The following is a 21,871-nucleotide window of genomic DNA, read 5'->3' on the forward strand; positions in this document are numbered from 1 at the left end:
TCAACCCCGATAAGCTTTAAAGCAAAAACGGAACCTGGTTCCGGTACCAGGCTCACTGTCCACCTGCATAGTCGCCTCATGCTCCTGCACTATGTTGTAGACTTCGGCCAAACCAAGGCCAGTGCCCTGACCCACAGCCTTGGTGGTAAAAAAAGGATCGAAGATACGGGACAAGGTGTCGCTGTCCATGCCACAGCCATTGTCCTGAATAATCAGCTCAATGTTGTCTTGCTGCAGTGTGCAGCGAATATGCAACAGGCCCATCGGCTGCATCGCCTGCAAGGCATTCAGAATCACATTAAATAGCAGCTGGCGAATGGAGGCTGCTTTGGCCCACATCAATGCATTCTGCTCAGGAAGTTCCAGTTCCACTTTCGCTTTGTATTTTATCTCGTTTTCAAGCAATTCAAGGGCCGAGCGTATCACCGCCGCCAAATCAAGGCCCACCCAACCCTCGTCGTCGTAAGTGGCAAAATCGCGCAGGCTTTTGACGATGCTTCGAACACGCTCAGTTCCTGCCAGTGACTCTTCAATAAGATCTGGTAAATCCGACTGGATATAAGCAACGCCTAAACGTTCATATAGGTCGTTAAGTAGGGCGATAAACCTCGGTTCGGCTTGTTTCTGAATAATTTTTTGCTGTCGATCCATCACGTCTATCAGTTTAGAGGTATAGTCCTGCATGGTCTCTAAATTCGAGCGAACAAAACCTACCGGGTTATTGATTTCATGGGCAACGCCTGCTGCCAACTGGCCGATGGATGCCATCTTTTCTGATTGCAACATTTGCTTTTGTGCCTGCTTCAGTTCAGCATGCAGCTTTTGCAACTGCTGATGTTCTTCTTCCAGTGCGGCTTTTAGCTCGCTTTGCTGCAAAAAGTAGCTGGCTTCGGCGGTGACATCCGAAATCACCATGCACAGATGTGATACCTCGCCTGTCGCGCCTAAAAGTGGAATAAATTGCACGTTTTGGTACATTTCGGACTCGTCGCCGGTAATGGGGCGACTGCTGCTCATAGGAAAGACATGCGGACGCTGCTGCCAATAGCTAAAACTCGGGTTTTTCAAGGCGAACACACTGTTGATTTTCCGTTTTAAAAAACGAATTTGATCTGGAAACACATCATCCAGCAAACGCCCCGATAAATCGGCTTGCCTGAGCGTAAGACCTCCCGAGAATGCAGCATTGGCAAAAACAATGGTTCTCGCCTCATCAATAATGCATACCGCTATCGGCAGTTGCACCAGCACATGCTCGAGCTCAGCTTTTCTCATCAAGACTCCAGCAAGGCACGAATGGGGATCAGCAACTGACTGGTCGAGCCTTCACTTAAACCAATCAATACCCTGGCATCAAATTGCATTTGCTCTATCCGGAAATCCACATCCATCAGTAAAATGGACGACCAATCAGCATCTTGTGGTGTTTTTTCGGGATAGTAAAAGGCGGGCATTGCCAATTGCGCGCTGAGCTCCAGTTGACTGGTAAAACCTTGCAGGCAAGCAGCCGATAAAATATTGGTAACTTCCAGTACCAGTTCTTCTGTAGCACTGTGATCAAGCGGCAACTCAAAATCCATCAGTTCAGCGATGGCTTCACAGCCTTCTTTTTGCAAACTGGTGATGACCTCACCACGCAAAGTGCCCAGGAAAGATTGTCGGGCAAACCAGCTGTTGGACATACCATGAATCATGGCCTGAAAATCTTGCGGTGTCATGGTTCGGATGGCCGGCACCGACAGCGTCACCTTGGTTTGGATCAGTCGCGCCATGGCATTGGCAGCCTGCCCCATCGAAATATTCATGATCTCTTGCAGCGCATCACGCTCATCTTCCGATAGGCTAATCATAACAAGCCTACCTCGAGCAAAGTTTGACGCAACTCATCGGCTTGCAATGGCTTTTTAAGAAACCGAAAAGCACCTAAGGAGTTCACCAAAGCCTGAGCCTCTGGCTGAATGTCGGCACTAATCACAATAACCACCGTTTTCTCATGGTGATCATACAATGTTTTCAGCACCTCAAAGCCATTCATTTCGGGCATTTGCAGGTCCAAGAACAGCACGTCAGCTTTTCCTGCATGCACAGCATCCATGGCTTCAACACCATTTTTGGCTTCGTGAATATCGACATCCCAGTCTGCCGGTAAAGCGCGCCGGATTGTTTTTCGCGACAAGGCGGAATCGTCTGCTATTGTGACGGGTATTCCCATGGCAATCTCCCTCAGTCCAAAAGACCTAAATGTCCCATTTGTCTCATAATAGCTTGCTATCGACTTTTAAGCAAAAACATTTATTCCTCTTAAAAGTTGGCAGGCTTAGGATGCCAGCATATGAAATATAATTCGTTTTAATTTTAGGGAAAAAATATCACAAATTTATCAGAGTTATATCCCGACTTAGTCAAGCAGGCTGTCTGAATCCCCACTAGTATTCTTTTTAGGAAATTTCTTGATTACGGAGTACAGCGCCATGCCTAAGGACGATGCGAGTAAATGGCTTGGTACCCAGCAAAGCTTCAGAGCCAACCTCCAGCAAAAAATAACCAGCCTTGCTCATTATTGGCAACTGTATCTCACCAATAATGACCTGACTGCGCGTCAAGAGCTAAAACGTTTAAGCCAACAGCTGGCAGCTGCAGCAAAAGTTTATGGGTTTCAAAAGGTGGCAGACAGTGCCAGTCAATTCGCTGACTTATTTGCACACCCCTTCGTTGATGAGCTGACACAGAGAATTCAGGAACACAACTGCATGGAAGTATTGCAGCAGCAACTGAACAGTTCCTCCCAACTGATGAAAAGCCATACTCCCCAGCAGGCTTCTGCGCTAGAGCCTGCAGAGCCTTGTATTTTGCTATTTGATGAAGATGAGCTAGCGGCAGAGGCACTGGCATGTGATCTAAGCAGCCATGGCTTCAGGCTAGTCATCGAAACCAATAGCGCACAGTTGTACGATACGCTGATAGCGACAAAACCTCAGGCGGTGCTTAGTAACATCACCCTGCAGCATCAACATTGTCTTAGTATCGATGCTATCCGTAGCAGCCTGCATCAGCTTAGCCAGAAGCCTGCTGTGATTTGTTTTACCGAACATGACTCATTTGAAGCACGCTTAGCCGCAACCCGGCTGGGTTGCCAGCATTTTATGCTCAAACCCGTAGATTCGAAACAAGTGCTATACCAACTGAATAAACTCATTCACAAAGAGAAAAATGAACCCTATCACATCTTGTTGGTAGACTCGGATACAGACGTACTGCGATTCTATCGGCATGCGCTTGGCATGGGGGGCTATACCGTAACGACAGCCACTGACAGCAAAACAGCTTTTGAGCTTGCGGTACAAGTGAAACCCGAACTTATGCTGATAGATTTAAATCTAAAGGGCTGTAACGGAATTGAGCTCGGCAAGATCGTACGGCAACATCCGGAGCTTGCAAATACACCGCTGATTTTTATGTTCCAACAGCAGGATAGCAGCCATGATAGCACTGTAGCCGCTCTTGCCGGGGATGATTACATTCAAAAGCCAATTGCCCCCTGGCGTTTATTGATGACGGTAGAAGCCAAAGTAAAGCGCAGTCGTTTGCTTAAGCAAGAACAGCGGGCTGTTATTCAACGGCCTGAACTGATGCAACATATTGATACTCTGACCGCACTGCCTACGCTGTGGCAGCTGAAACGTGAATTGCAGAAAAACTCAGAACAACAAAGCCCACTCTGCCTGATGAAGCTGGATCTGGATCAATTTCATCTGATCAACGATGTTTACGGCAGGGAAACCGGTGATCTGGTGCTGCAAACCGTTGCCTGGCAACTCGCACAGTTGCTCAGTGAACAGGACCATTTATATCGGGAAAGTGGTGATGAGTTCTGGTTGCTGTGCCGGCAATTGACAACACTGGAGCAAGCCGCTGAGTTTACCGAACACATGCTACTGGTATTGGAACACATATCCAGTAACTTTGATGTTAGCATTCACTTTACCGCCAGCGTCGGTATTTGCCTGGTGAATGAACCTCAATCACCCGATGAGTTACTGCAGCATGCCAGCTCAGCTCTGTATGAAGCTAAAAAAAAAGCCGGTCATCAGTACCGATTTTATGATCCACAACAGCAACAGAAGATTGATCTAAGGCAGCAACTAAGCCAAACCATTCGCCAGGCCATCAGCAAAAAACAATTTTCCTGCGTATTTCAACCGATATTCTCTGCCAACAGTAAACTCACTAGTTTCGAATTACTGGCACGCTGGCAACATCCCGAACAAGGGCCTATTTCACCGGCCCTGTTTATTCCTTTGCTCGAGGAACAAGGTTTAATCAGTTACCTAACCCGTCAAATGCTGGATCTGGGGCTACCGCAATTAAAAGCGTGGCGCCAACAATGGCCTGAGCTGTGCCTGAACATCAACGTCAGCGCCCAGGACCTGGCAGATCCCGAGCTCTGTGAGCAGCTATTGGAGCGAATGCAGCAGTATGAGCTCCCAACTACAGCACTGATCATTGAGATCACCGAAAGCATTTTGATCCAGGCAGGTTCCGGCTCATTTGAACAGTTACGCCAATTAGCTGCTCAAGGCTTTGCCATTTCACTGGATGACTTTGGCACCGGTTACTCTTCTCTGAGTTACCTGGATAAGCTTCCAGTCAGCCGGCTTAAAATCGATCGTAGCTTTGTGCAACGGATTGACGACAACCAGGAAGATAAATTGCTCCCGGCTATCATCCATCTGGCCAATGATCTGGAACTGGAAATCACTGCTGAAGGTGTTGAAACAGCCTTGCAGTTTGACTATTTAAAACGCTTTGGTTGCCAGCGCTACCAGGGCTATTTATTTAGCAAGCCGCTGAAGGCCGTTGATATCGAACATACATCGTGGTTTCAGGCCAGAACATCGGTCTTTGCCAAATAGATGCAATCAATCGGGCACACGGCGATGCAGGTCGGCTGGTCGTAAAACCCTTCGCATTCGGTGCAGCGGCTGGCATCCACTTCATAATGACGCTCGCCAAAGTAAATGGCCTCGTTCGGACATTCCGGCACGCACATGTCACAATTGATGCAACTGACTTCAATCACCGCAGTCATGCGTTAGCCTGCAGCATGCTGCAACGGCTCTGACTGAGCTGGCTGCAGTTGTTTCAATAACATGGCATGGTGCAATGGCTGGTGCTGCGGTAACTTCACTTTCAGCTGGTAACAAGCCCCTGGGGCGAGCAGCAGATCTCGGTTTTGCTGATCGCGCAGTGCTTCAAGCACAAAGGCTTGATTGCCCTGCGGGCTCATCAGCACCAGTTGGTCACCAACAGCAAACTGGTTCTTTACCTCCACCAGCGCATAGCCTTCCGCATCAGGCTCGCCAATAAACTCACCGACCAATTGCTGCTGACCAACACTGTGGCTGGTTTGGTAGTTTTGTAAATCCTGTGGCAGGTGGCGGCGTAAAAAGCCTTCGGTAAAACCGCGATTGGCCATGCCATCGAGCTCCTGCAGCAAGCTGGCATCAAAGTCTTTGCCGGCCACTGCATCATCAATGGCCCGGCGGTACACCTGAGCGGTGCGAGCAACGTAGTAAGGCGACTTGGTGCGGCCTTCGATTTTCAGCGAATGCACCCCCATCTCGGTCAGCGCTTTAACATGCGCCACAGCCCGCAGATCTTTCGAGTTCAGAATGTAGCTGCCGTGCTCGTCTTCTTCCATCGCTATCAGTTCACCGGGGCGGCCCTGCTCTTCAATCAACACCGGCTCACTGACCGGCTGCTTTTGAACAGGAGTAAACTGGCCAACCGCATCTTCGGTGGCCGGATGCACCTGATAGCTCCAGCGGCAGGCATTGGTGCAGGTGCCCTGGTTCGGGTCGCGTTTGTTGATGTAACCGGATAACAGGCAGCGGCCAGAGTAGGCCATGCACAAGGCACCATGCACGAACACTTCCAGCTCCATGTCGGGTACCTGGCGGCGGATTTCCGCAATTTCTTCTACGGCCAACTCACGCGATAAAATCACCCGCTCCACACCTTGAGCCTGCCAAAACTTGACTGCCGCCCAGTTCACAGTATTGGCCTGCACCGACAAATGCAGCGGCATTTGCGGGAAATGCTGCTTTAAGAGGTAAATCACACCGGGATCCGATACGATCAGCGCATCCGGCTGCAACGCCACCACAGACGCCATGTCCTCGACAAAACGGGTCAACTTGCTGTTGTGCGGCGCAATATTGACAACCACATAGAACTTCTTACCGAGCTGATGCGCTTCGGCAATGCCGGTGGCCAGGGTGGGCAAGTCAAATTCATTGTTGCGTACCCGCAAACTAAAACGCGGCTGACCGGCATAGACCGCATCCGCACCATAGGCAAAGGCAAGACGCATGGCTTTTAAACTACCCGCCGGGGAAAGTAATTCTGGTTGCTGTTGTTGCATGCTAAGGCTCATCGGTCAAACTGCTGCGCAGTCTACTTATTCAGAACCAGCAGCGTTTGATCCAGCGCAAACAAGTGGTAATTTTCGCTGCGACAACTGTTTTAGCATGCAAACACACTCTGATTAGTCTTACTCAGCAAAATTCCATGCAATAACCTGAGCGAATTTAACCCCCTACATTGATTTTTTCTGTCCTTGTACTTGTAGCGTCTCTCTTTAGTATGAAAGCCTACGACAAGGTAAGGACAACGCCATGACTGCACAACAACGACAAAAAAACAGCTCATTACCAGGCCGCCCAGGCATGCTTTCGCTAGCAATTCTAACGGCTCTGGCTGCCCCCTGGGCCTACGCCGATCTGGCCAACAATGACACAACCGACAACACTTCTGAACCAACACGGAGTATCGAAGTCATTGAAGTAACAGCAACCCGGCAAACCGAAAACCTGCAGCGAGTGCCGATTGCCGTTACCGCTTTATCCAGCACCGAGCTGGAGCAGTACCAAATTCAAAACCTGGGCCAACTGGAAGCCCTGGTACCCAACCTGAACCTGCATGTCGGCGATGCCGCCAATGCGGTGGTCTATATTCGCGGTGTCGGCCAGCTGGACTCGATTTCCTTTAATGATCCCGGCGTTGGGATTTACCTGGATGATGTCTATCTGGGCCGGGTGCAAGGCGCTTTTCTGGATGTGGTCGACCCGCAACAAATTGAAGTGCTGCGCGGTCCGCAGGGAACTCTGTACGGCCGCAACACCATCGGTGGCGCGGTAAAATTTACCAGCGCCCGCCCCAGTGACATCACGGAAGGCTATCTCAGCCTGATGGCAGGCAACTTTAATCAGCGTGGCGTAAAAGGCAGTCTGACCGGCCCTTTGCTCGAAGATCAACTGGCGGCTCGTTTTGCCATTGCCAAAAACAGCCGCGATGGCTTTAGTTTCAACCAACACACCGGTCAGCGCGATTACGATAAAGACTCGCTCACCTGGCGTGGCAGTCTGCTTTATACCCCAACCGATGATTTTTCGGCCTATCTGGTGCTGGATGGCTCCAACCAAAACCCGGATTTTTCCCGTACCCCGCACCGGGAAACGCCTATTTACTCCCTGCCAACAGGGGATTTCTTGCCGGTGGGCGATGATCCCTTCGTGGTCAATGCCAACTTCAACGACCGTGAAGAATTGCGCACCAAAGGGGTAGCCCTGACACTGGATTATCAATTTCAGCAATCTACCCTGAAATCCATCACGGCGTACCGGGAAATGACCTACCGTACACATCTGGACTTAGATGGGTCACCAGATGATAGCTTTGGTATTTACAGCTATGAAGATCAGGATCAGCTTAGCCAGGAGCTGCAGTGGCTGTACCGCAACGAGCGCTTATCGCTGGTATCAGGGCTATTTTACTTTAAGGAAAACTCCTGGAGCTTTGGTGGTGCCATTGCACCGGATTTTTTTGTGCCACTGGGCAACGGTATTTTCTTTCCTTTTCCAGTGATCAGTGCCGGCTTACGTGACCAAACCAATACCAGTCATGCCATCTACAGCAACCTGACCCTGCAACTAAGCGAGCCACTCAGCCTGACACTGGGTGCTCGCTGGACCCGGGAGAAAAAAGAGGTCAGTAATCGTGGTGAGGAATTCGCAGGTACCGGTGTGACTACACCCCAAGGCATGAAAGCCGTGTTTGGCAGCGGTATTGGCCATAGCCTGACTGGCTACGATGCCAGCCAAAGCTGGAATGATTTCTCCCCACGCGCCGTGCTGAACTACCAATACTCCCCCCAAACCATGCTGTACAGCAGCATCAGCAAAGGCTTTAAAAGCGGTGGTTTCAATGGCCGTTTAACCTCGTTTGCCCAGCCCTACGATCCGGAAACCCTGTGGAGCTATGAAGTCGGTTCCAAGTCGATGTTACTTAGCCAGCAAGTGCGGCTAAATTCGGCTTTATTCTACAACGATTACAAAAACTTCCAGCTCAGTCGTTTTTCGATTGATCCGGATACGGGGGCCTTTTTATCGCTGTTTGAAAACGCCGGTAAAGCCAGCACCTATGGTGCTGAGCTGGAGCTACAGGCTCTGCTTAGCGACAGCTTAACGCTGAACCTGAATCTGGGCTACCTGGCCGGTGGCTACGATGAACTGCTGGGCGATTTTGAGCAGGAAATCAGCGATGAGCGGGAGCTGGTGAATGCACCGCGCTGGAATGGCCGGCTGGGGCTGGATTACTGGTTTGATTTAGGCAACCAAGGCAGCCTGTCACTCAATGCTGGTGTCAGTATCAAAAGCAAAACCTATCTGACCGTCAGTAGCAGTGATGTACTGGCACAGCCCGGCTTCGCTCTGTACGACCTGTACCTAAGCTGGCAAAGCCAGGATGAGCAGTGGCAACTGAATCTGTTTGGCAAAAACCTGACCGATAAACGCTATCGCCAGCATGGATTTGATTTAAGTGCCTCACCGGGGGTGCAACTGGGTTATTACGGCGATCCCCGTACCTTTGGCCTGCAACTGACTTACAGGTATTTCTAATGAGCATGGATCAAGCAACTGCAGCCCTTCTTGAGCAGTTTAACCAACAAGCGGCTGCGCTGCAGCCACATAAACCAACCATTGAAGCTTCGCGTGCTGGCGCGCGGACCATGTTTTTATCACTGGCCGGTGACAGCGACCCAGACTGCCGGGTTGAGTCGCTGCAGTTGGCCGCCACCAACCATTTCGTCCCTGCCCGGCTGTATCAGCCGCAGCAGTTGCAGGTGCCGGATGCCATCGTACTGTTTTTACACGGCGGTGGCTGGAGCCTTGGTGATCTGGATTGTTACGATGCGCTGGTTCGCTCACTGTGCCAGCAAAGCGGTGTGCGTTTTTTAAGCGTTGAGTACCGGTTAGCACCAGATCACCCCTACCCGGCTGGGCTGGACGATGCATGTCTTGCGCTGCGCTGGTTGCATCAACAATCGGCTGAGCTCGGCATTTCAGCCACTAAAATTGCCGTGATGGGCGACAGTGCCGGTGGCAACCTGGCGCTGGCGCTCAGTATGAGGGCCAGCCGCAGTCTGCACTTGCCCATTGCGGGCCAGTACCTGATTTATCCGGTACTGGATGTACACAGCCTACACGATGCCTACCCATCCCGGCTGCAATTTGGCAATGGCGATTATCTGCTGGCACGATCTGCCATTGACGATACCCGCAACTGGTATCTTACCGATGAAGAACGCAGCGATAACCCGGAAATCTCGCCCTTATTGCAGTCCCGACTGGATGATCTGCCCCCAACCTCTTTGTTGCTGGCCAACTTCGATCCTTTGCTGGATGAGGGCAAAATACTGGCAGAGCGGCTTCAAGCGCTTGGCTTACTAAAGCGGCTGGATAGCTACGACAGCATCCATGCTTTTGTCTCTTTCGGCATCTTACCTATCTCACAGCTCGCCAGAACCCGGCTGGCAAAGCAACTGCGTGAGGATTTGCTGGCTCTTGTTTAGAGATAGGATACTGCACTTTTGTACTGTTGCCAGCTGAGCCAGGTTATGCTTTAGTCATTACAGGATTAAGCCGCGGCGAACAATGATGACCACAGAGCATGCAACCAAAGACAGCTGGCAGATGTTATCTGAGATGATGGCAGCGCATGGTGTCTGCATGGATGGGCTGATTGAGCATACAGAGACTGGGGATACAGGCAGCCCTGCCAGTATGCTGCGCTTGCTTGAACGTTTTGCCATCGAAGTACAGGATGAGTCGCTGCACTTGTCGGAGCGGCCATTAATGCCGGGGACCAATGACTATGTGCTGTCCAGCCTTTGCCACTGCACCACGATTCAGCAGGCATTGCAGCAACTGGCGAATGCGTATAATTTTATTCATGCTGGCAACTACAATCAGCTGGAATGCACTGAGCGCCACTTGATTTACCGCATTGATGATCGCAGTTTTCCCTATACCGCCGATGCGCGCCAGTACATTGCTTTTAACCTGGATATGGTACTGGTGTTTATTCATGGCGTGATCACCACCCTGGCAGGCTCTGCGGTGCCTTTATTGAAGATCAAAAGTCGGAATCAAGCGGCCAGCCAATCCCCCTTGCCTGCCACCTTTACCGAAACGGCACTGAGCTTTTCCGCCAGCTGTTTTGAGCTGCACTACCCGGCCGAGTTGGCAACGCGTGCCATTCAGCGACCTGACGGCCAAATCCTGAACTCGTCTTTGGTCTACAGTGAATTGCAGCGCCTTGGCACGGAGCCTTGCGGCCAGAGCGCGACCAGCTTTCCGCTTAAAGTCAGATTGGCTTTGGAGTCAGGTTTACGCGATCAGGCCAGTGTCGCCCGCACCTTAGGCTGCAGCGTTGCCACGCTGCGCCGGCGCCTGGCAGCGCACCGAACCAGCTTTCGCCAATACAAAGAGCAGTTATTAAACCAGGAAGCCAAGTTGCTGTTGATGCAGCAACTAACCTTGGAAGACATTGCCCACAAGCTATCGTTTTCCGATGCCCGCAGCTTTAAACGCGCCTTTCGCAACTGGAATGGCATCAGCCCACGGCAGTACGCCGAACGGAAAGGTTGATGTGGTTCAACCGGTACTATCTGATGCAGGTGCATACTTAGCAAATACCTCGGCCTCGGTCAGATTCTCGGTCTGCTCTCGGAAATTGTAAAAAGCCGGCTTCTGATCAATGAAGATTTGCTCCGTCAGGGCCATCCCTGCTTCATCCTGAAACAGGCCAGCAGGCAGAATGTATTCGTTGGCATCCAGCAAGTGGTAATACATATGAGTGCCGCAACGACGGCAAAAGCCGCGATTGGCCCATTCAGAAGACGAATAATCGGTCACAAACTCCCGGCCTTCAAATTGAACATCCTGGCCGCAATGCACGGCGAACAAAGGTCCACCGCCCCAGCGGCGGCAGATACCGCAGTGACAGACACTGACTTGATGTTGCTCCTTTGCGGTTACTTTGACAGAACCACATAAACACTGTGCTTGCATAGACATGCCTCCATAAAGTGTCTTTTCACTATAAATGAAATCAAGTCATGCGCCAGTGTATTTTGTTACTAAAAGTAATGCTTGTTAACATGATAACCCATGCACCGCCCACTCCTTTTGGGCTCTTTGCCGGTCTGGATCTGGCACTGCAATCACCGATTCGATGGCCTGAATGTAGTAATCTGGCAGTTGCACCTCTTGCGCCCCCACCAGCACATGATGTTTGTACCAGTCGTATGGGATCACATCATTCCGAATACGGATGGCGTAGTAGATTAACGCTTCCAGGCTGTGACCATCGCTGTGCTGCACCCAAACCGGTTTGGCGTTGTAACCGGTGCCTAAGCTTTCTGCCTGATCCAGCACCGGCCGCTCGGCCGGATCCATCTTGTAGACGGCACCAAGCACCTGATGGCTGCTATCACCGGTAAAAAAGGCATCGCACTTGGCCGAACCATCGGTGCTGGCTTTGTGAAACCGCAGCTGATAGCCGGGCAGCCGATACACGCCAAGCCGCTCAGCGCTCGGTACCCGCTGGCGCAGCCGGGCCAGCGATAAATTGGAGCCATAAGCAAAGTACAGCATCTTAACGCCCTCGCTGTTCGGCACTACGGGCGGCGGCTATTTCAGCCAGTTTCGCATCCAGCTCTGCCCGGCTTAGCCACTGCCCGCGCACCATCACACCGGCTGGCTGGTACAGCGCCGACAAGTCATCCAAAGGATTCGCATCCACCAGCAGCAGATCGGCCCGGTGACCAGCTTTTACCAGACCAAAAGTATCCTGCTCGGCAAAGTACTCCCCCACCAGCACAGTGCCACTGCGCAGGATATCGTAGTGGCTCATGCCCGCAGCTGCCATCATAGGCAGCTCACGGCGCAAGGATAAACCCGGTACACTGTACAGCTGCGGTGCGTCCGTGCCCATCAGAATAGTCACCCCTGCCTGATACAATGCACTTAGCAAGCGCTGGCGGTTTTCGGCATGAATGGCGGCTGTTTCTCCGGTGTAATAGGCCCCACTGGCCGCGTCCAGATAACGGCGCCAACCGTTTATTACCCGGGATGGCATGTATTTCAGCTCGTCAAAACTTTCCAGCAGCTCCCTATCGGCAGCGCCGATAATGGTTTCCCATAATGCCTGAGTAGGCACTACAGCCACCTGATACGTTTTGGTCAGCGCCACCAGCTCAGCCATATCCTGCTCGGTTAATGGCGTATCAAAACCGCCCAGCGCCGCCATATAACCATCCAGATGATCAATAGTGCGGCTGCCTAGTTGAATCGCTTGCTCCACCCCAACGGCTTCCGGCACATGGCCGGCAAAGTCAATGCCTTGTTGTTTGGCTTCATCGGCAATGGCCTGATACTGCTCCAGGCTCAGACCAGGGTGAATTTTTAGTAAGTCCCAGCCCTCACTTTTGTGCTGGCGCACGCGCTCGCGGGCTTGCTCTGGTGAGGTCACCGTATGTTGATTAAAGCTGGGACCCGCCAGATACAAGGTTGGCCCCAGCCGCTTGCCGGTGGCAATATCGTCTTTTAACCGCAGCTGATGGTCATGGCCCAGCATGCCACGCACGGTAGTTACACCACCGGCGACATAGAGTAGCAACACATCATCCAGATAACGGGCGGGCATGCCACTGAAATCAACGGTAGGTGGTACATGGCCATGCATTTCTGCCAGTCCGGGCAGCAAGTATCGGCCCTGACCGTCAATGACCGTTGCCCCTTGCGGGATTTCCAGCTCCGCCGCAGCTGCTACCGCCACAATGCGATCGCCTTTAACCAGCACCCGCTGATTGGAGAGCACCTGGTCCGAGTCCATTGGCAGCACCTGCACCTGGTCAAACACCGTAACCGATGCTTCTGGCTCCGACGTGTTGTCAGCCCAAGCAGACAAGGATGTGATCACCAGCAGTAGTAGGCAGTAACAAAAGCCTGAGCGCAGCATAAACAAGGTCCTCTTTCGTCCCAAAACGATGCGCCAAGTATGGTTAGTCACTGCTTTTTTCGCAAGCCAGCTGCTGTCAAAGAGCCACCTGCTGCGACCAGGGTGCGGTCATTCACATTCAAGCTGGCTCCAGGCAGTAAGACTAACGGAGCATCTGATAAAACGGCAAGATATGGACCTTTTCTCCAGCAGCCACCGGACCCCGCTCTTGCTCCAACGCAATGTAACAGTTGGCTTTGGCGGCGCCACTGAGCACGGCAGAGCTTTGCCGGCCTACTGGTTTTACCTGCAACTGACCGTCTAGCTGCTGATAAAAGCCGCGCTGAAAATCCGCCCGGCCCGGTGTTTTTCTGAGTGTTTCTGCGGACACTGCCGCCAATGGTTGCTGCCTTAGCATCGCCATCGGCTCACCTGCCAGGCGTCGCAACACAGGCTGTACCAATACATCCATGGTAGCGACTGCCGCCACCGGATTACCCGGCAAGCCGAAAAACCAGCATGTCCCCAAGCTACCAAAGGCAAAGGGTTTGCCCGGCTTCATTGCCACTTTCCAAAAACCGATATCGCCCAGTTCACTGAGTAATTGTCGGGTGTAATCTGCATCCCCAACTGATACCCCGGCACTGGTGATCAACACATCGGCTTCATCGCTGGCCTGTAAAATAGCCTGGCGGATTGCCTCAGGCTTGTCAGGCAGTAAGCCTAAATCCAGCACATCGCAATCCAGCCGCTTTAGCATAGCAGTTAGCACCACCCGGTTGCTGTCGTACAGGTGACCTGCCGGCAATGGCTGGCCTGGGGCGATGAGCTCATCACCGGTTGAAAATACCGCAGCCTTGATCTGCCGGTGCACCGTTACCTCGGCCTGGCCGATCGAAGCCAGCAAGCCCAAATCGACCGCCGACAGCCGTTGTCCTTTGGACAACACCAGCTGCCCTGGGGCAATATCTTCGCCAGCTTTACGGACATGCTCTCCCGGCTTAGGTGCATGCAGCAATCGAATACCCTGCCCGGCTTGCTCTACCTGCTCCTGCATCACAACAGTATCCAACCCCTCCGGCAAAACAGCACCGGTGGTGATACGCACACAATTATTCGCCGGAACTGCCCCCTCAAAAGCATGCCCTGCCAGTGCAGTGCCTGCCAAGGGCAAGGTGTTGCCAGGTACCGCCTCTACTGCGCGCAGTGCATAACCATCCATCGCTGAGTTATCAAAAGCAGGCACCGTCACTTCGGCCCGGATATCACTGGCCAGTACCCGGCCAAGCGCAGCTGCCAGACCCAGGTGTTCGGTAGCAACCAGCGGACTCACCTGGCTTAACATGACATCAATCGCATCCTGCACCGGCATCATGCTCATGCCTTAGCTCCTTGCTGATTCACCATCCAGACCGCAGCCTCGACCCGCGAGCGCAGCCCCAGCTTTTTCAGCAGATGCTTCACATGCACTTTGACGGTGCCATCGGAGATATCCAGCTCCCGCGCTATCACCTTATTGCTCATGCCTTTGGCTATCAAACTCAGAATTTCGTACTCACGGTTGGTCAGGCTATTCAGCTCGGCATTGGGTTTGGGGCCTGGTTTTCTAAGCGCCGTAGCCAGTACCGCGGCGACCGACTCGCTGAGCACCATTTTACCGGTCACAGCCCGGCGAATTTGCTCCAGCAGCTGCTCAGGTTCCATGTCTTTTAGCAGGTAACCATCGGCACCGAGCGTAATGGCCTGCACCACATCTTCATCGGCATCCGATACCGTCAGCATCACAATGCGGGAGGTGACCCCTTCTTTACGCAATGCCTGCAAAGTGGCCAACCCATCCATACCCTGCATGTTTAAATCCAGGATGATCAAATCCGGGTCCAGCTCGACGGCAAGAGGGATGGCTTCTTTCCCACTGCTGGCTTCTGCCACCACATCCAGATCATCTTCATACTCCAACAATTGCCTGAGACCTTTGCGCAATAAAGGATGATCATCAATCAGCATGACGCTGGCTGCTTCAGAATTCATGGGTTACTCCATCGGTGCTGTATAATCCGGCTATTAGCCGTGATTTATGGCTTGGATTCTTTGACTCAAGTCATAGTTTGGTCTATTCACGCTAAAGTAACAAGCATGAATGGCTGGCAAGCAAAGAATAAAAGGCTAATTTAACTGCATGATTTTAAATCTTAATTTTTCTAAGACTACAGACGAATACCTAATTGTAGGTACCCATGTATAGTTGATAGCGCATTGGAGCTAACCCCAGAGTTACATTGTTGTTCAAGGGCACTGCACGCATAGTTAGCACATCAGCAAACAGGAGTCTGACTATGTCTGATCTAAAACGATGGGAGCCGGAAAACGACACCTTCTGGCAGCAAGAAGGCAACCGCATCGCCACCCGCAACCTTTGGATTTCCATTCCAAGTTTACTCTGTGGTTTCGCGGTCTGGATGATGTGGAGCATTATCAGTGTGCAGATGCTTAATTTAGGGTTTCCCTATTCGGCATCGGAGCTTTTTACCCTAGCCGCTATTGCCGGTCTTAGCGGGGCAACCCTGCGTATTCCGGCCAGCTTTTTCGTCCGGCTCTGCGGCGGGCGTTACACCATATTTTTAACCACCAGCTTGTTGATGATCCCGGCCTTTGGCACGGGCATGGCGCTGCAGGATCCCAATACCCCACTCTGGGTGTTTCAACTGATGGCCTTGCTGTCTGGTATTGGCGGCGGTAACTTTGCTGCCTCGATGTCCAACATCAGCTTTTTCTACCCGAAGAAAAAACAGGGCCTGGCGCTTGGCATGAATGCCGGTCTTGGTAACTTCGGCGTCACCACCATGCAGATCCTGATCCCACTCTTTATGACCTTTGGTGCCTTTACTTTAGTGGGCGGCGGTGAACCCATGATACTGCAAAAAGCCAGTGGTACCCTGATTGGCAGTATCCCAGCAGGCAGTGAGACCTGGGTGCAAAACGCTGGCTTTTTGTGGTTGTTGCTGCTGATTCCACTGGCATTTGCCATCTGGTTTGGCATGAACAACATTCACACCGAGGAAGTGACCCCCAAACTACCCAGCGCAGTTGGCTCTTTTTCTATACAACTGGCGATGTATGGCATTGGTCTGGCAACGTCGGTACTGGGTTTGTGGCTGATTTTACCTGAGTCGGCCAATGGCTCTGGCTTTAGTATTCCTAAAGAGCTGGTGCTGGTTTTGGTGCCTTTGGCCACCGTGATGGCGCTGAAATTCCTACCCGGTGCCATTCGTGCCAGCCTGGAGCGACAATACCGAATCTTCAATAACAAGCACACCTGGGTGATGAGCGTGCTGTATGTGATGACCTTTGGCTCCTTTATTGGCTTTGCCGCTGCCCTGCCGCTGTCGATTCAGGTGATATTTGGCTATAGCCACATCCTGGTCGATGGTGTGATGACGCACAACACGCCCAATCCGAATGGCCCGAGCGCCCTGACCTATGCCTGGATAGCCCCCTTTATTGGCGCCTTGATTCGCCCGGTTGGTGGCTGGATTTCGGATCGCTTAGGTGGAGCTCTGGTGACCCAAGTCTGTGCGGTGGTGATGGTGATAGCTGCGCTCGGTGCCGCCTACTTTATGCAGCAGGCCTATCAGTCGGCCACCCCAGAGCAGTACTTTATGCCGTTCTTTCTGCTGTTCTTGCTGTTGTTTGCGGCCAGCGGTATTGGCAATGCCTCTACTTTTAAAACCATCGCTGTGGTCTTCCCGAAAGAACAAGCCGGCCCGGTGCTGGGCTGGACCTCGGCAGTGGCTGCCTATGGTGCCTTCTACATTCCTCAGGTCTTTGGTGAACAAATCAAAGCGGCAACGCCAGAATACGCCATGATCGGTTTTGCCGTGTTCTACGCGCTATGCCTGGTGCTGAACTGGTTTTACTACCTGCGTAAATCCGGTGAGTTTTACAACCCGTGATCTCAAGCTGGCAGCAGCCTGACGGCTGCTGCCTATGCGACTTTGGTCGCAATTTACCTATTTTGGGATGGCGCTTTGCGCTGGATCAAATGGTAACTGCCAAGCCACTCTTATACTGCTGGCTATTTTTTACTCAGCCAAGGTGATTTGTGGTAGCTCATCTGACCGAATTGTTTGTCAACGCTCAAGAGCCTGAGCCTTGTGTCTCCAAACTGATCAGCAAGCAGCTGATTAGCTGCCCACCCGATACACCGGTGCAACAAGCCGCCCGTCTGATGCATCAGCATCAGGTCAGCTGCATTCTGGTGACCGAGTGCAATAAAGTACTGGGTATCTGGACTGAGGCCGACGCGAAGCGGCTGAACTGCCAACAAATCGATGCTTACAAACAGCCGATTAGCCAGTTGATGACCAGCCCGGTGATTCATGTGTCGGCGGATACCCCCCTCAATCAGGCGGCCAGCCTGATGCTGCAAAAGCGTATCCGCCGCTTGCTGGTCCTGGATAAAGCACAACGACCGCTTGGCATGCTGACACAAAGCGATATCATTCGCCAACAGCGCATTGAGCACTACCTGAGGTTGCGTGATGTTGGCTCCAGCATCTCTAAACCGCCGCTCTGTCTAGCCAGCAGTATGCCACTGAATCAGGCGGTTAAAATGATGCACCAGCACAATGCCGAAGCAGCCATCGTCGACTACCCGGATGGTATTGCAGGCATTATTACCGAGCGCGATTTAATCCGGCTGATTGCCGATGGCAACTGCCATGCGGAGTTATGGCAACTGGCGCAGCGTCCGGTGCTGACGGTAACGGCAGATTGCAGCTTGCTGCAAGCGGTCGACTTACTGAAAGAAAAAAACTTCCGCCATATCGCTGTCTGTAACGCCCAGGAGCAGATTTGTGGTTTATTGTCGTTCAGCGATATTTTGATCAATGTTGAATACGCCTACGTCGAGCAATTAAAACAGGCACTGCAGCTACGCGATCAGGCGCTGCGCACCTCGGCAGATTACTTAAGGCTGGCACAAAAAGTGATTGATGCATCGCTGGATGGCATCATGATTACCAACCTGCATGGCGTGATTGAATCCGTCAACCCCAGCTTCAGCCAGCTCACCGGTTACAGTGCCGAAGAAGCCATTGGTCAAACCCCTGCTTTGCTGAGTTCCGGTTTACACAATAAAGATTTTTATAAACAATTGTGGGCCACCTTGCTGGAACAAGGTCATTGGCAAGGGGAAATCTGGAACAAGCGCAAGAATGGTGAGATTTACCCGGAGTGGCTGTCCATTACCGCCATTCGGGGCGAACATGGGGATATCTGCCAGTTTGCGGCTATTTTTAGCGATATCAGCGAACGCAAGTACCAGGAAAGTAAAATCCATCAACTGGCCTACCTGGACGAGCTCACTGGCCTTGCCAACCGCCGGATGTTCCTGGACCGGCTAAAATTGGCACTGGCCAATGCTCATCGCCACCAGCACCAGATGGCGGTGCTGTTTCTGGATTTGGATCTGTTTAAGCGCATCAATGACACACTAGGGCATCAGGCCGGCGATGATGCCTTAAAAGAAGTGGCCAAACGATTGCAAGCCACAGTGCGAGAAGGCGAGTCGGTGGCTCGGCTGGGCGGAGATGAATTCACTATTTTGCTACCGGAAATCAACGATATCGGCTCGCTCGAGAGTCTGGCGAAACGCCTGGTCAGTCAATTCGACCTGCCGTTTCGCTTGCAGGAACAGGATTTCTTCCTGACTACCAGCATCGGCATCAGCGTCTATCCCAAAGATGCGCAAAGTGCCGACCAGTTAATAAAACATGCCGATGTCGCCATGTATCAGGCGAAAAATGCCGGTCGCAACCAATACTGTTTCTATCAGGAGAGTGTTGGCCAACAAACCCAGAATGAGTTGAAACTGGAGCAAGCATTGCGCCAGGCCTTGCAGCAACAGCACTTGGAGGTATTTTACCAGCCCAAGGTTTGCCTGCAAACGCAGCATGTGACCGGGTTGGAAGCTCTGGTTCGCTGGCAACATCGTGAGCATGGATTTATTTCCCCGGCCAGTTTCATTCCATTGGCGGAAAAGCTGGGGTTGATTTCACTGCTCAGTGATCAGGTATTGGCACAAGTATGTCGGGATATCCGGGACTACCAGCTAACCATGCCGGTTGCCATCAATATTTCCGCTCTGCAACTGCTGGAGCCTACTTTTAGTCAACGACTGCAACACCAACTCCAGCAATACCACATTGCTCCCAAATGCATAGAACTGGAACTGACTGAGAGCTGCTTAATTCCTGAGCAGGCAGATGCGACCCTCGCCCTGTTAACTCATTTACGACAACAGGGGTTTCGTATTTCCATCGATGACTTTGGCACCGGCTACTCGTCGCTTTCTTACCTGAGGCGTTTGCCGATTGATTGTTTGAAAATCGACCGTAGCTTCGTGGATGAACTGCCAGACAACAGCGAAGACGCGCAAATTGCTCAGGCCATTATCGCGATGGCCAAAGCGCTGGGACTGGATGTGATTGCTGAAGGTGTCGAACACCCGCAACAACAGGCATTTTTATTCAACGCAGGTTGCAGCATGGCGCAGGGCTATTTGTATGCACCAGCGCTTGCGATGCCTGAATTGCATAGCTGGCTGCACACTACGACCAACAGCGAGACCAGAGCTCATTAAGCACTGGCCAGTTGCGCCATGCACTCAGGTATAAAGCGGAAATACAGACCGGTGCCGCCTTCAGGTCGGTTTTTTAACTGTAAATTGCCACCAAGCTGCCGGCTGCGCTCCTGCATAATAGCCAGGCCGTAGTGGTTGAGTTTTTCCGGCTGTGCCGGCAAGCCCACGCCATTATCCTCCAGTCGTAACTCTATCGCTTTGTCTTTGCCCTGACGCAGCTCTATCGACAGCTCTGAGCCCTGGCTGTGATGCACGGCATTTTGGCTGGCTTCGCGAATGATCTGCAGCAAGTGAATTTCTTCCGTTGGCGTCAGTGGCAAGTGCTCTAGTTGATAATCCAGCCGGATCCGAAGCGTTGATTGTTCAGTCAGTTGTTTAACGGTGGTTTGCAAAGCTTGCTGCAACCCTGCTCCATCCACCTTAAGCCGGAAAGTGGTGAGCAGTTCGCGCAGCTGCCGGTAGGCTGAGCTTAAGCCTTCTTTTAGCTCATCGGCCACATCCTGCAGCATGGCTTTGTTGTCACTGGCCAGGCCTTTATTCAGCCGCGTTACCTGGATTTTTAAGTAGGATAAGGATTGTGCCAGAGAGTCGTGCAGCTCACGGGCAATGACCGAGCGCTCCTGCATCAGGGCCAAACGTCGTACCTGCTCCTCTTCGCCTTTTAAGCTAAGCGCCAGTGCTAATAAATCGGCCACCGATTGCAGCAATTGCTGCTGCCAGTCGTGCAAAGGCTTATCCTTAGCCTGCCGAACCACCAGCACGCCAAAGTGGTGCTGCTCCCTGTCCAGAGGATAGCGATACACCAGCTGCGCGTGCTCGGTGCGGATATCCTGCCCCTGCGATACACAATCCTGGCAGTTGGTTTTCACGCAGTGCATGTGTGGATTTTGTTCCGGCTGCACCTGCAAGTAGGGGCTGGAGCCCTGCTCGGTTAACAGGCAGAGCTCGAGTTCATCGGTTTGAAGAATGGTCTGCAGCTCGGTCACCAGCTCGGAAAAGTCCGCCGAGTGCAGACTGTGCTCACTGATGCTGCGGGCTATATCAAACAAAAACTGCAAACGGGTGTTGCTGTGCTGTAGCGCTTCGGTTTGCTGCTGCACCCGCTTTTCCAGATTGCCGTACATATAACCGATGGCACCATTCATTTTATTAAAGCTGTGGGCCAGAGTACCCAGTTCATCTTGCTGCTGCGCTGTGATGCGGTGGGTAAAATCACCCTGCGCAATGCGCCTGGCGCCTTTAATCAGCTCTTGCAATGGCTCCTGCACCATCACCCGCAGCCAGTACATCACAACAATGGACAGCAAAATGGTCGCCAGCACTGCCACCACCTGCACGGTGCGAAAGGCCCGCACTTTTTGCTCGGCATCCTGCTGAATAGCAAGTACCAGCACATCCAGCAAACGGACTTGCTCGGTCAATACGGACTCCAGCTCAGCAATATCGGTTTGTTCGGCCGCCAGCAACGGTGCCACCGTCTGCCAATGCTGATAAGCGGTATCGTACTTGGTCTGGATCTCTGGCTGGTGCAAAAAACGTTTAAATACCGGATGCTGCCAACTGCTGTTTAACTGCTGTTTTGCCCCGGCTAAGCGTTCAGGTTCTTGCTGCAATTTCAGCCAGGCCAGCCGGTAACTTTGCATCCGCAAGGAGCCCGCCACATTGACCGCATGGGCATCGCTGTCGGCTTTATCCGACAACCAGTACGACACCATCATGGTGGTCAGCGCCAGCGTCACGATGCAAGCCAGCGCAATGTTGATACGGGTAACGACGGAAAAAGGGCGCATAGTATCTCCAATGCGAATTCATCTAAGCATAACCTGAAAAGCAGCAGCATGCAGCCGCGATTGTTCCTGCAGCCGGCACAATCGAGCTACCCCC

17 protein-coding genes are annotated in these 21,871 nt (G+C 52.2%); 6 read left to right on the forward strand and 11 right to left on the reverse strand.

The window, feature by feature from the left end:
• The 3 genes from QWY20_RS12705 to QWY20_RS12715 are packed head-to-tail and all read right to left on the reverse strand — an operon-like array spanning window position 1 to window position 2,212.
• Window positions 1-1,275 carry a PAS domain-containing sensor histidine kinase gene (locus tag QWY20_RS12705; RefSeq protein ID WP_330129384.1) on the reverse strand — a complete coding sequence of 425 codons (1,275 nt, stop codon included), beginning with the start codon at window positions 1,273-1,275 and terminating at the stop codon, window positions 1-3.
• On the reverse strand, window positions 1,275-1,850 hold the full coding sequence (locus QWY20_RS12710; RefSeq protein ID WP_330129385.1) for a chemotaxis protein CheC: 576 nt from the start codon (window positions 1,848-1,850) through the stop codon (window positions 1,275-1,277). Before QWY20_RS12710 ends, QWY20_RS12705 begins: the two co-directional genes overlap by 1 nt.
• Window positions 1,847-2,212 carry a response regulator gene (locus QWY20_RS12715; protein WP_330129386.1) on the reverse strand — a complete coding sequence of 122 codons (366 nt, stop codon included), beginning with the start codon at window positions 2,210-2,212 and terminating at the stop codon, window positions 1,847-1,849. Before QWY20_RS12715 ends, QWY20_RS12710 begins: the two co-directional genes overlap by 4 nt.
• 238 nt (window positions 2,213-2,450) lie before the next feature.
• On the opposite strand from QWY20_RS12715, the gene QWY20_RS12720 reads away from it, so the two are divergent.
• A complete protein-coding gene (locus QWY20_RS12720; RefSeq protein ID WP_330129387.1) occupies window positions 2,451-4,913 on the forward strand; it encodes an EAL domain-containing protein in 2,463 nt (820 codons plus the stop codon).
• Here the strand turns inward: QWY20_RS12720 and QWY20_RS12725 are convergent.
• The gene (locus QWY20_RS12725; RefSeq protein ID WP_330129388.1) at window positions 4,883-5,089 is read right to left on the reverse strand and encodes a YfhL family 4Fe-4S dicluster ferredoxin; all 207 of its coding nucleotides are present in this window, start codon (window positions 5,087-5,089) and stop codon (window positions 4,883-4,885) included. The two genes, QWY20_RS12720 and QWY20_RS12725, sit on opposite strands and share 31 nt — an antisense overlap.
• Window positions 5,090-5,092: 3 nt before the next feature.
• On the reverse strand, window positions 5,093-6,436 hold the full coding sequence (gene trhP, locus QWY20_RS12730) for a prephenate-dependent tRNA uridine(34) hydroxylase TrhP (protein WP_330129389.1): 1,344 nt from the start codon (window positions 6,434-6,436) through the stop codon (window positions 5,093-5,095).
• Window positions 6,437-6,677: 241 nt separating this feature from the next.
• Between trhP and QWY20_RS12735 the strand changes: the two genes are divergently transcribed.
• The 3 genes from QWY20_RS12735 to QWY20_RS12745 all read left to right on the forward strand — a co-directional run bounded on the left by QWY20_RS12735 (window position 6,678) and on the right by QWY20_RS12745 (window position 10,991).
• On the forward strand, window positions 6,678-8,960 hold the full coding sequence (locus QWY20_RS12735; protein ID WP_330129390.1) for a TonB-dependent receptor: 2,283 nt from the start codon (window positions 6,678-6,680) through the stop codon (window positions 8,958-8,960).
• The gene (locus QWY20_RS12740; protein WP_330129391.1) at window positions 8,960-9,913 is read left to right on the forward strand and encodes an alpha/beta hydrolase; all 954 of its coding nucleotides are present in this window, start codon (window positions 8,960-8,962) and stop codon (window positions 9,911-9,913) included. The genes QWY20_RS12735 and QWY20_RS12740 overlap by 1 nt, the downstream gene beginning before the upstream one ends.
• An 85-nt stretch (window positions 9,914-9,998) precedes the next feature.
• The gene (locus QWY20_RS12745; protein ID WP_330129392.1) at window positions 9,999-10,991 is read left to right on the forward strand and encodes an AraC family transcriptional regulator; all 993 of its coding nucleotides are present in this window, start codon (window positions 9,999-10,001) and stop codon (window positions 10,989-10,991) included.
• Window positions 10,992-10,997: 6 nt separating this feature from the next.
• Here QWY20_RS12745 and QWY20_RS12750 read toward each other — a convergent pair whose 3' ends face one another.
• The 5 genes from QWY20_RS12750 to narL form a co-directional block, all read right to left on the reverse strand.
• Complete coding sequence (locus QWY20_RS12750; protein ID WP_330129393.1) at window positions 10,998-11,414, reverse strand: GFA family protein; 417 nt, start codon at window positions 11,412-11,414, stop codon at window positions 10,998-11,000.
• An 84-nt stretch (window positions 11,415-11,498) separates the two neighbouring features.
• A complete protein-coding gene (locus tag QWY20_RS12755) occupies window positions 11,499-11,999 on the reverse strand; it encodes a gamma-glutamylcyclotransferase family protein (protein WP_330129394.1) in 501 nt (166 codons plus the stop codon).
• Between the two features lies 1 nt (window position 12,000).
• Window positions 12,001-13,365: an amidohydrolase family protein gene (locus tag QWY20_RS12760; RefSeq protein WP_330129395.1), complete on the reverse strand. Its 1,365-nt coding sequence runs from the start codon at window positions 13,363-13,365 to the stop codon at window positions 12,001-12,003.
• A gap of 142 nt (window positions 13,366-13,507) precedes the next feature.
• Window positions 13,508-14,725 carry a molybdopterin molybdotransferase MoeA gene (moeA, locus tag QWY20_RS12765; protein WP_330129396.1) on the reverse strand — a complete coding sequence of 406 codons (1,218 nt, stop codon included), beginning with the start codon at window positions 14,723-14,725 and terminating at the stop codon, window positions 13,508-13,510.
• Window positions 14,722-15,375, reverse strand: a complete 654-nt coding sequence (gene narL, locus QWY20_RS12770) for a two-component system response regulator NarL (protein ID WP_330129397.1) — start codon at window positions 15,373-15,375, stop codon at window positions 14,722-14,724. The genes moeA and narL overlap by 4 nt, the downstream gene beginning before the upstream one ends.
• Before the next feature lie 305 nt (window positions 15,376-15,680).
• On the opposite strand from narL, the gene QWY20_RS12775 reads away from it, so the two are divergent.
• Window positions 15,681-17,297, forward strand: coding sequence for an MFS transporter (locus tag QWY20_RS12775; RefSeq protein WP_330129398.1), 1,617 nt, complete (start codon window positions 15,681-15,683; stop codon window positions 17,295-17,297).
• 149 nt (window positions 17,298-17,446) lie between these two features.
• On the forward strand, window positions 17,447-19,987 hold the full coding sequence (locus QWY20_RS12780) for an EAL domain-containing protein (protein ID WP_330129399.1): 2,541 nt from the start codon (window positions 17,447-17,449) through the stop codon (window positions 19,985-19,987).
• On the opposite strand, the gene QWY20_RS12785 is transcribed toward QWY20_RS12780, so the two are convergent.
• Window positions 19,984-21,777, reverse strand: a complete 1,794-nt coding sequence (locus tag QWY20_RS12785; RefSeq protein ID WP_330129400.1) for a histidine kinase — start codon at window positions 21,775-21,777, stop codon at window positions 19,984-19,986. The two genes, QWY20_RS12780 and QWY20_RS12785, sit on opposite strands and share 4 nt — an antisense overlap.
• Window positions 21,778-21,871: the final 94 nt, after the last annotated feature.

Source organism: Alkalimonas cellulosilytica (genome assembly GCF_036325985.1).
GTDB lineage: Bacteria > Pseudomonadota > Gammaproteobacteria > Enterobacterales > Alteromonadaceae > Alkalimonas > Alkalimonas cellulosilytica.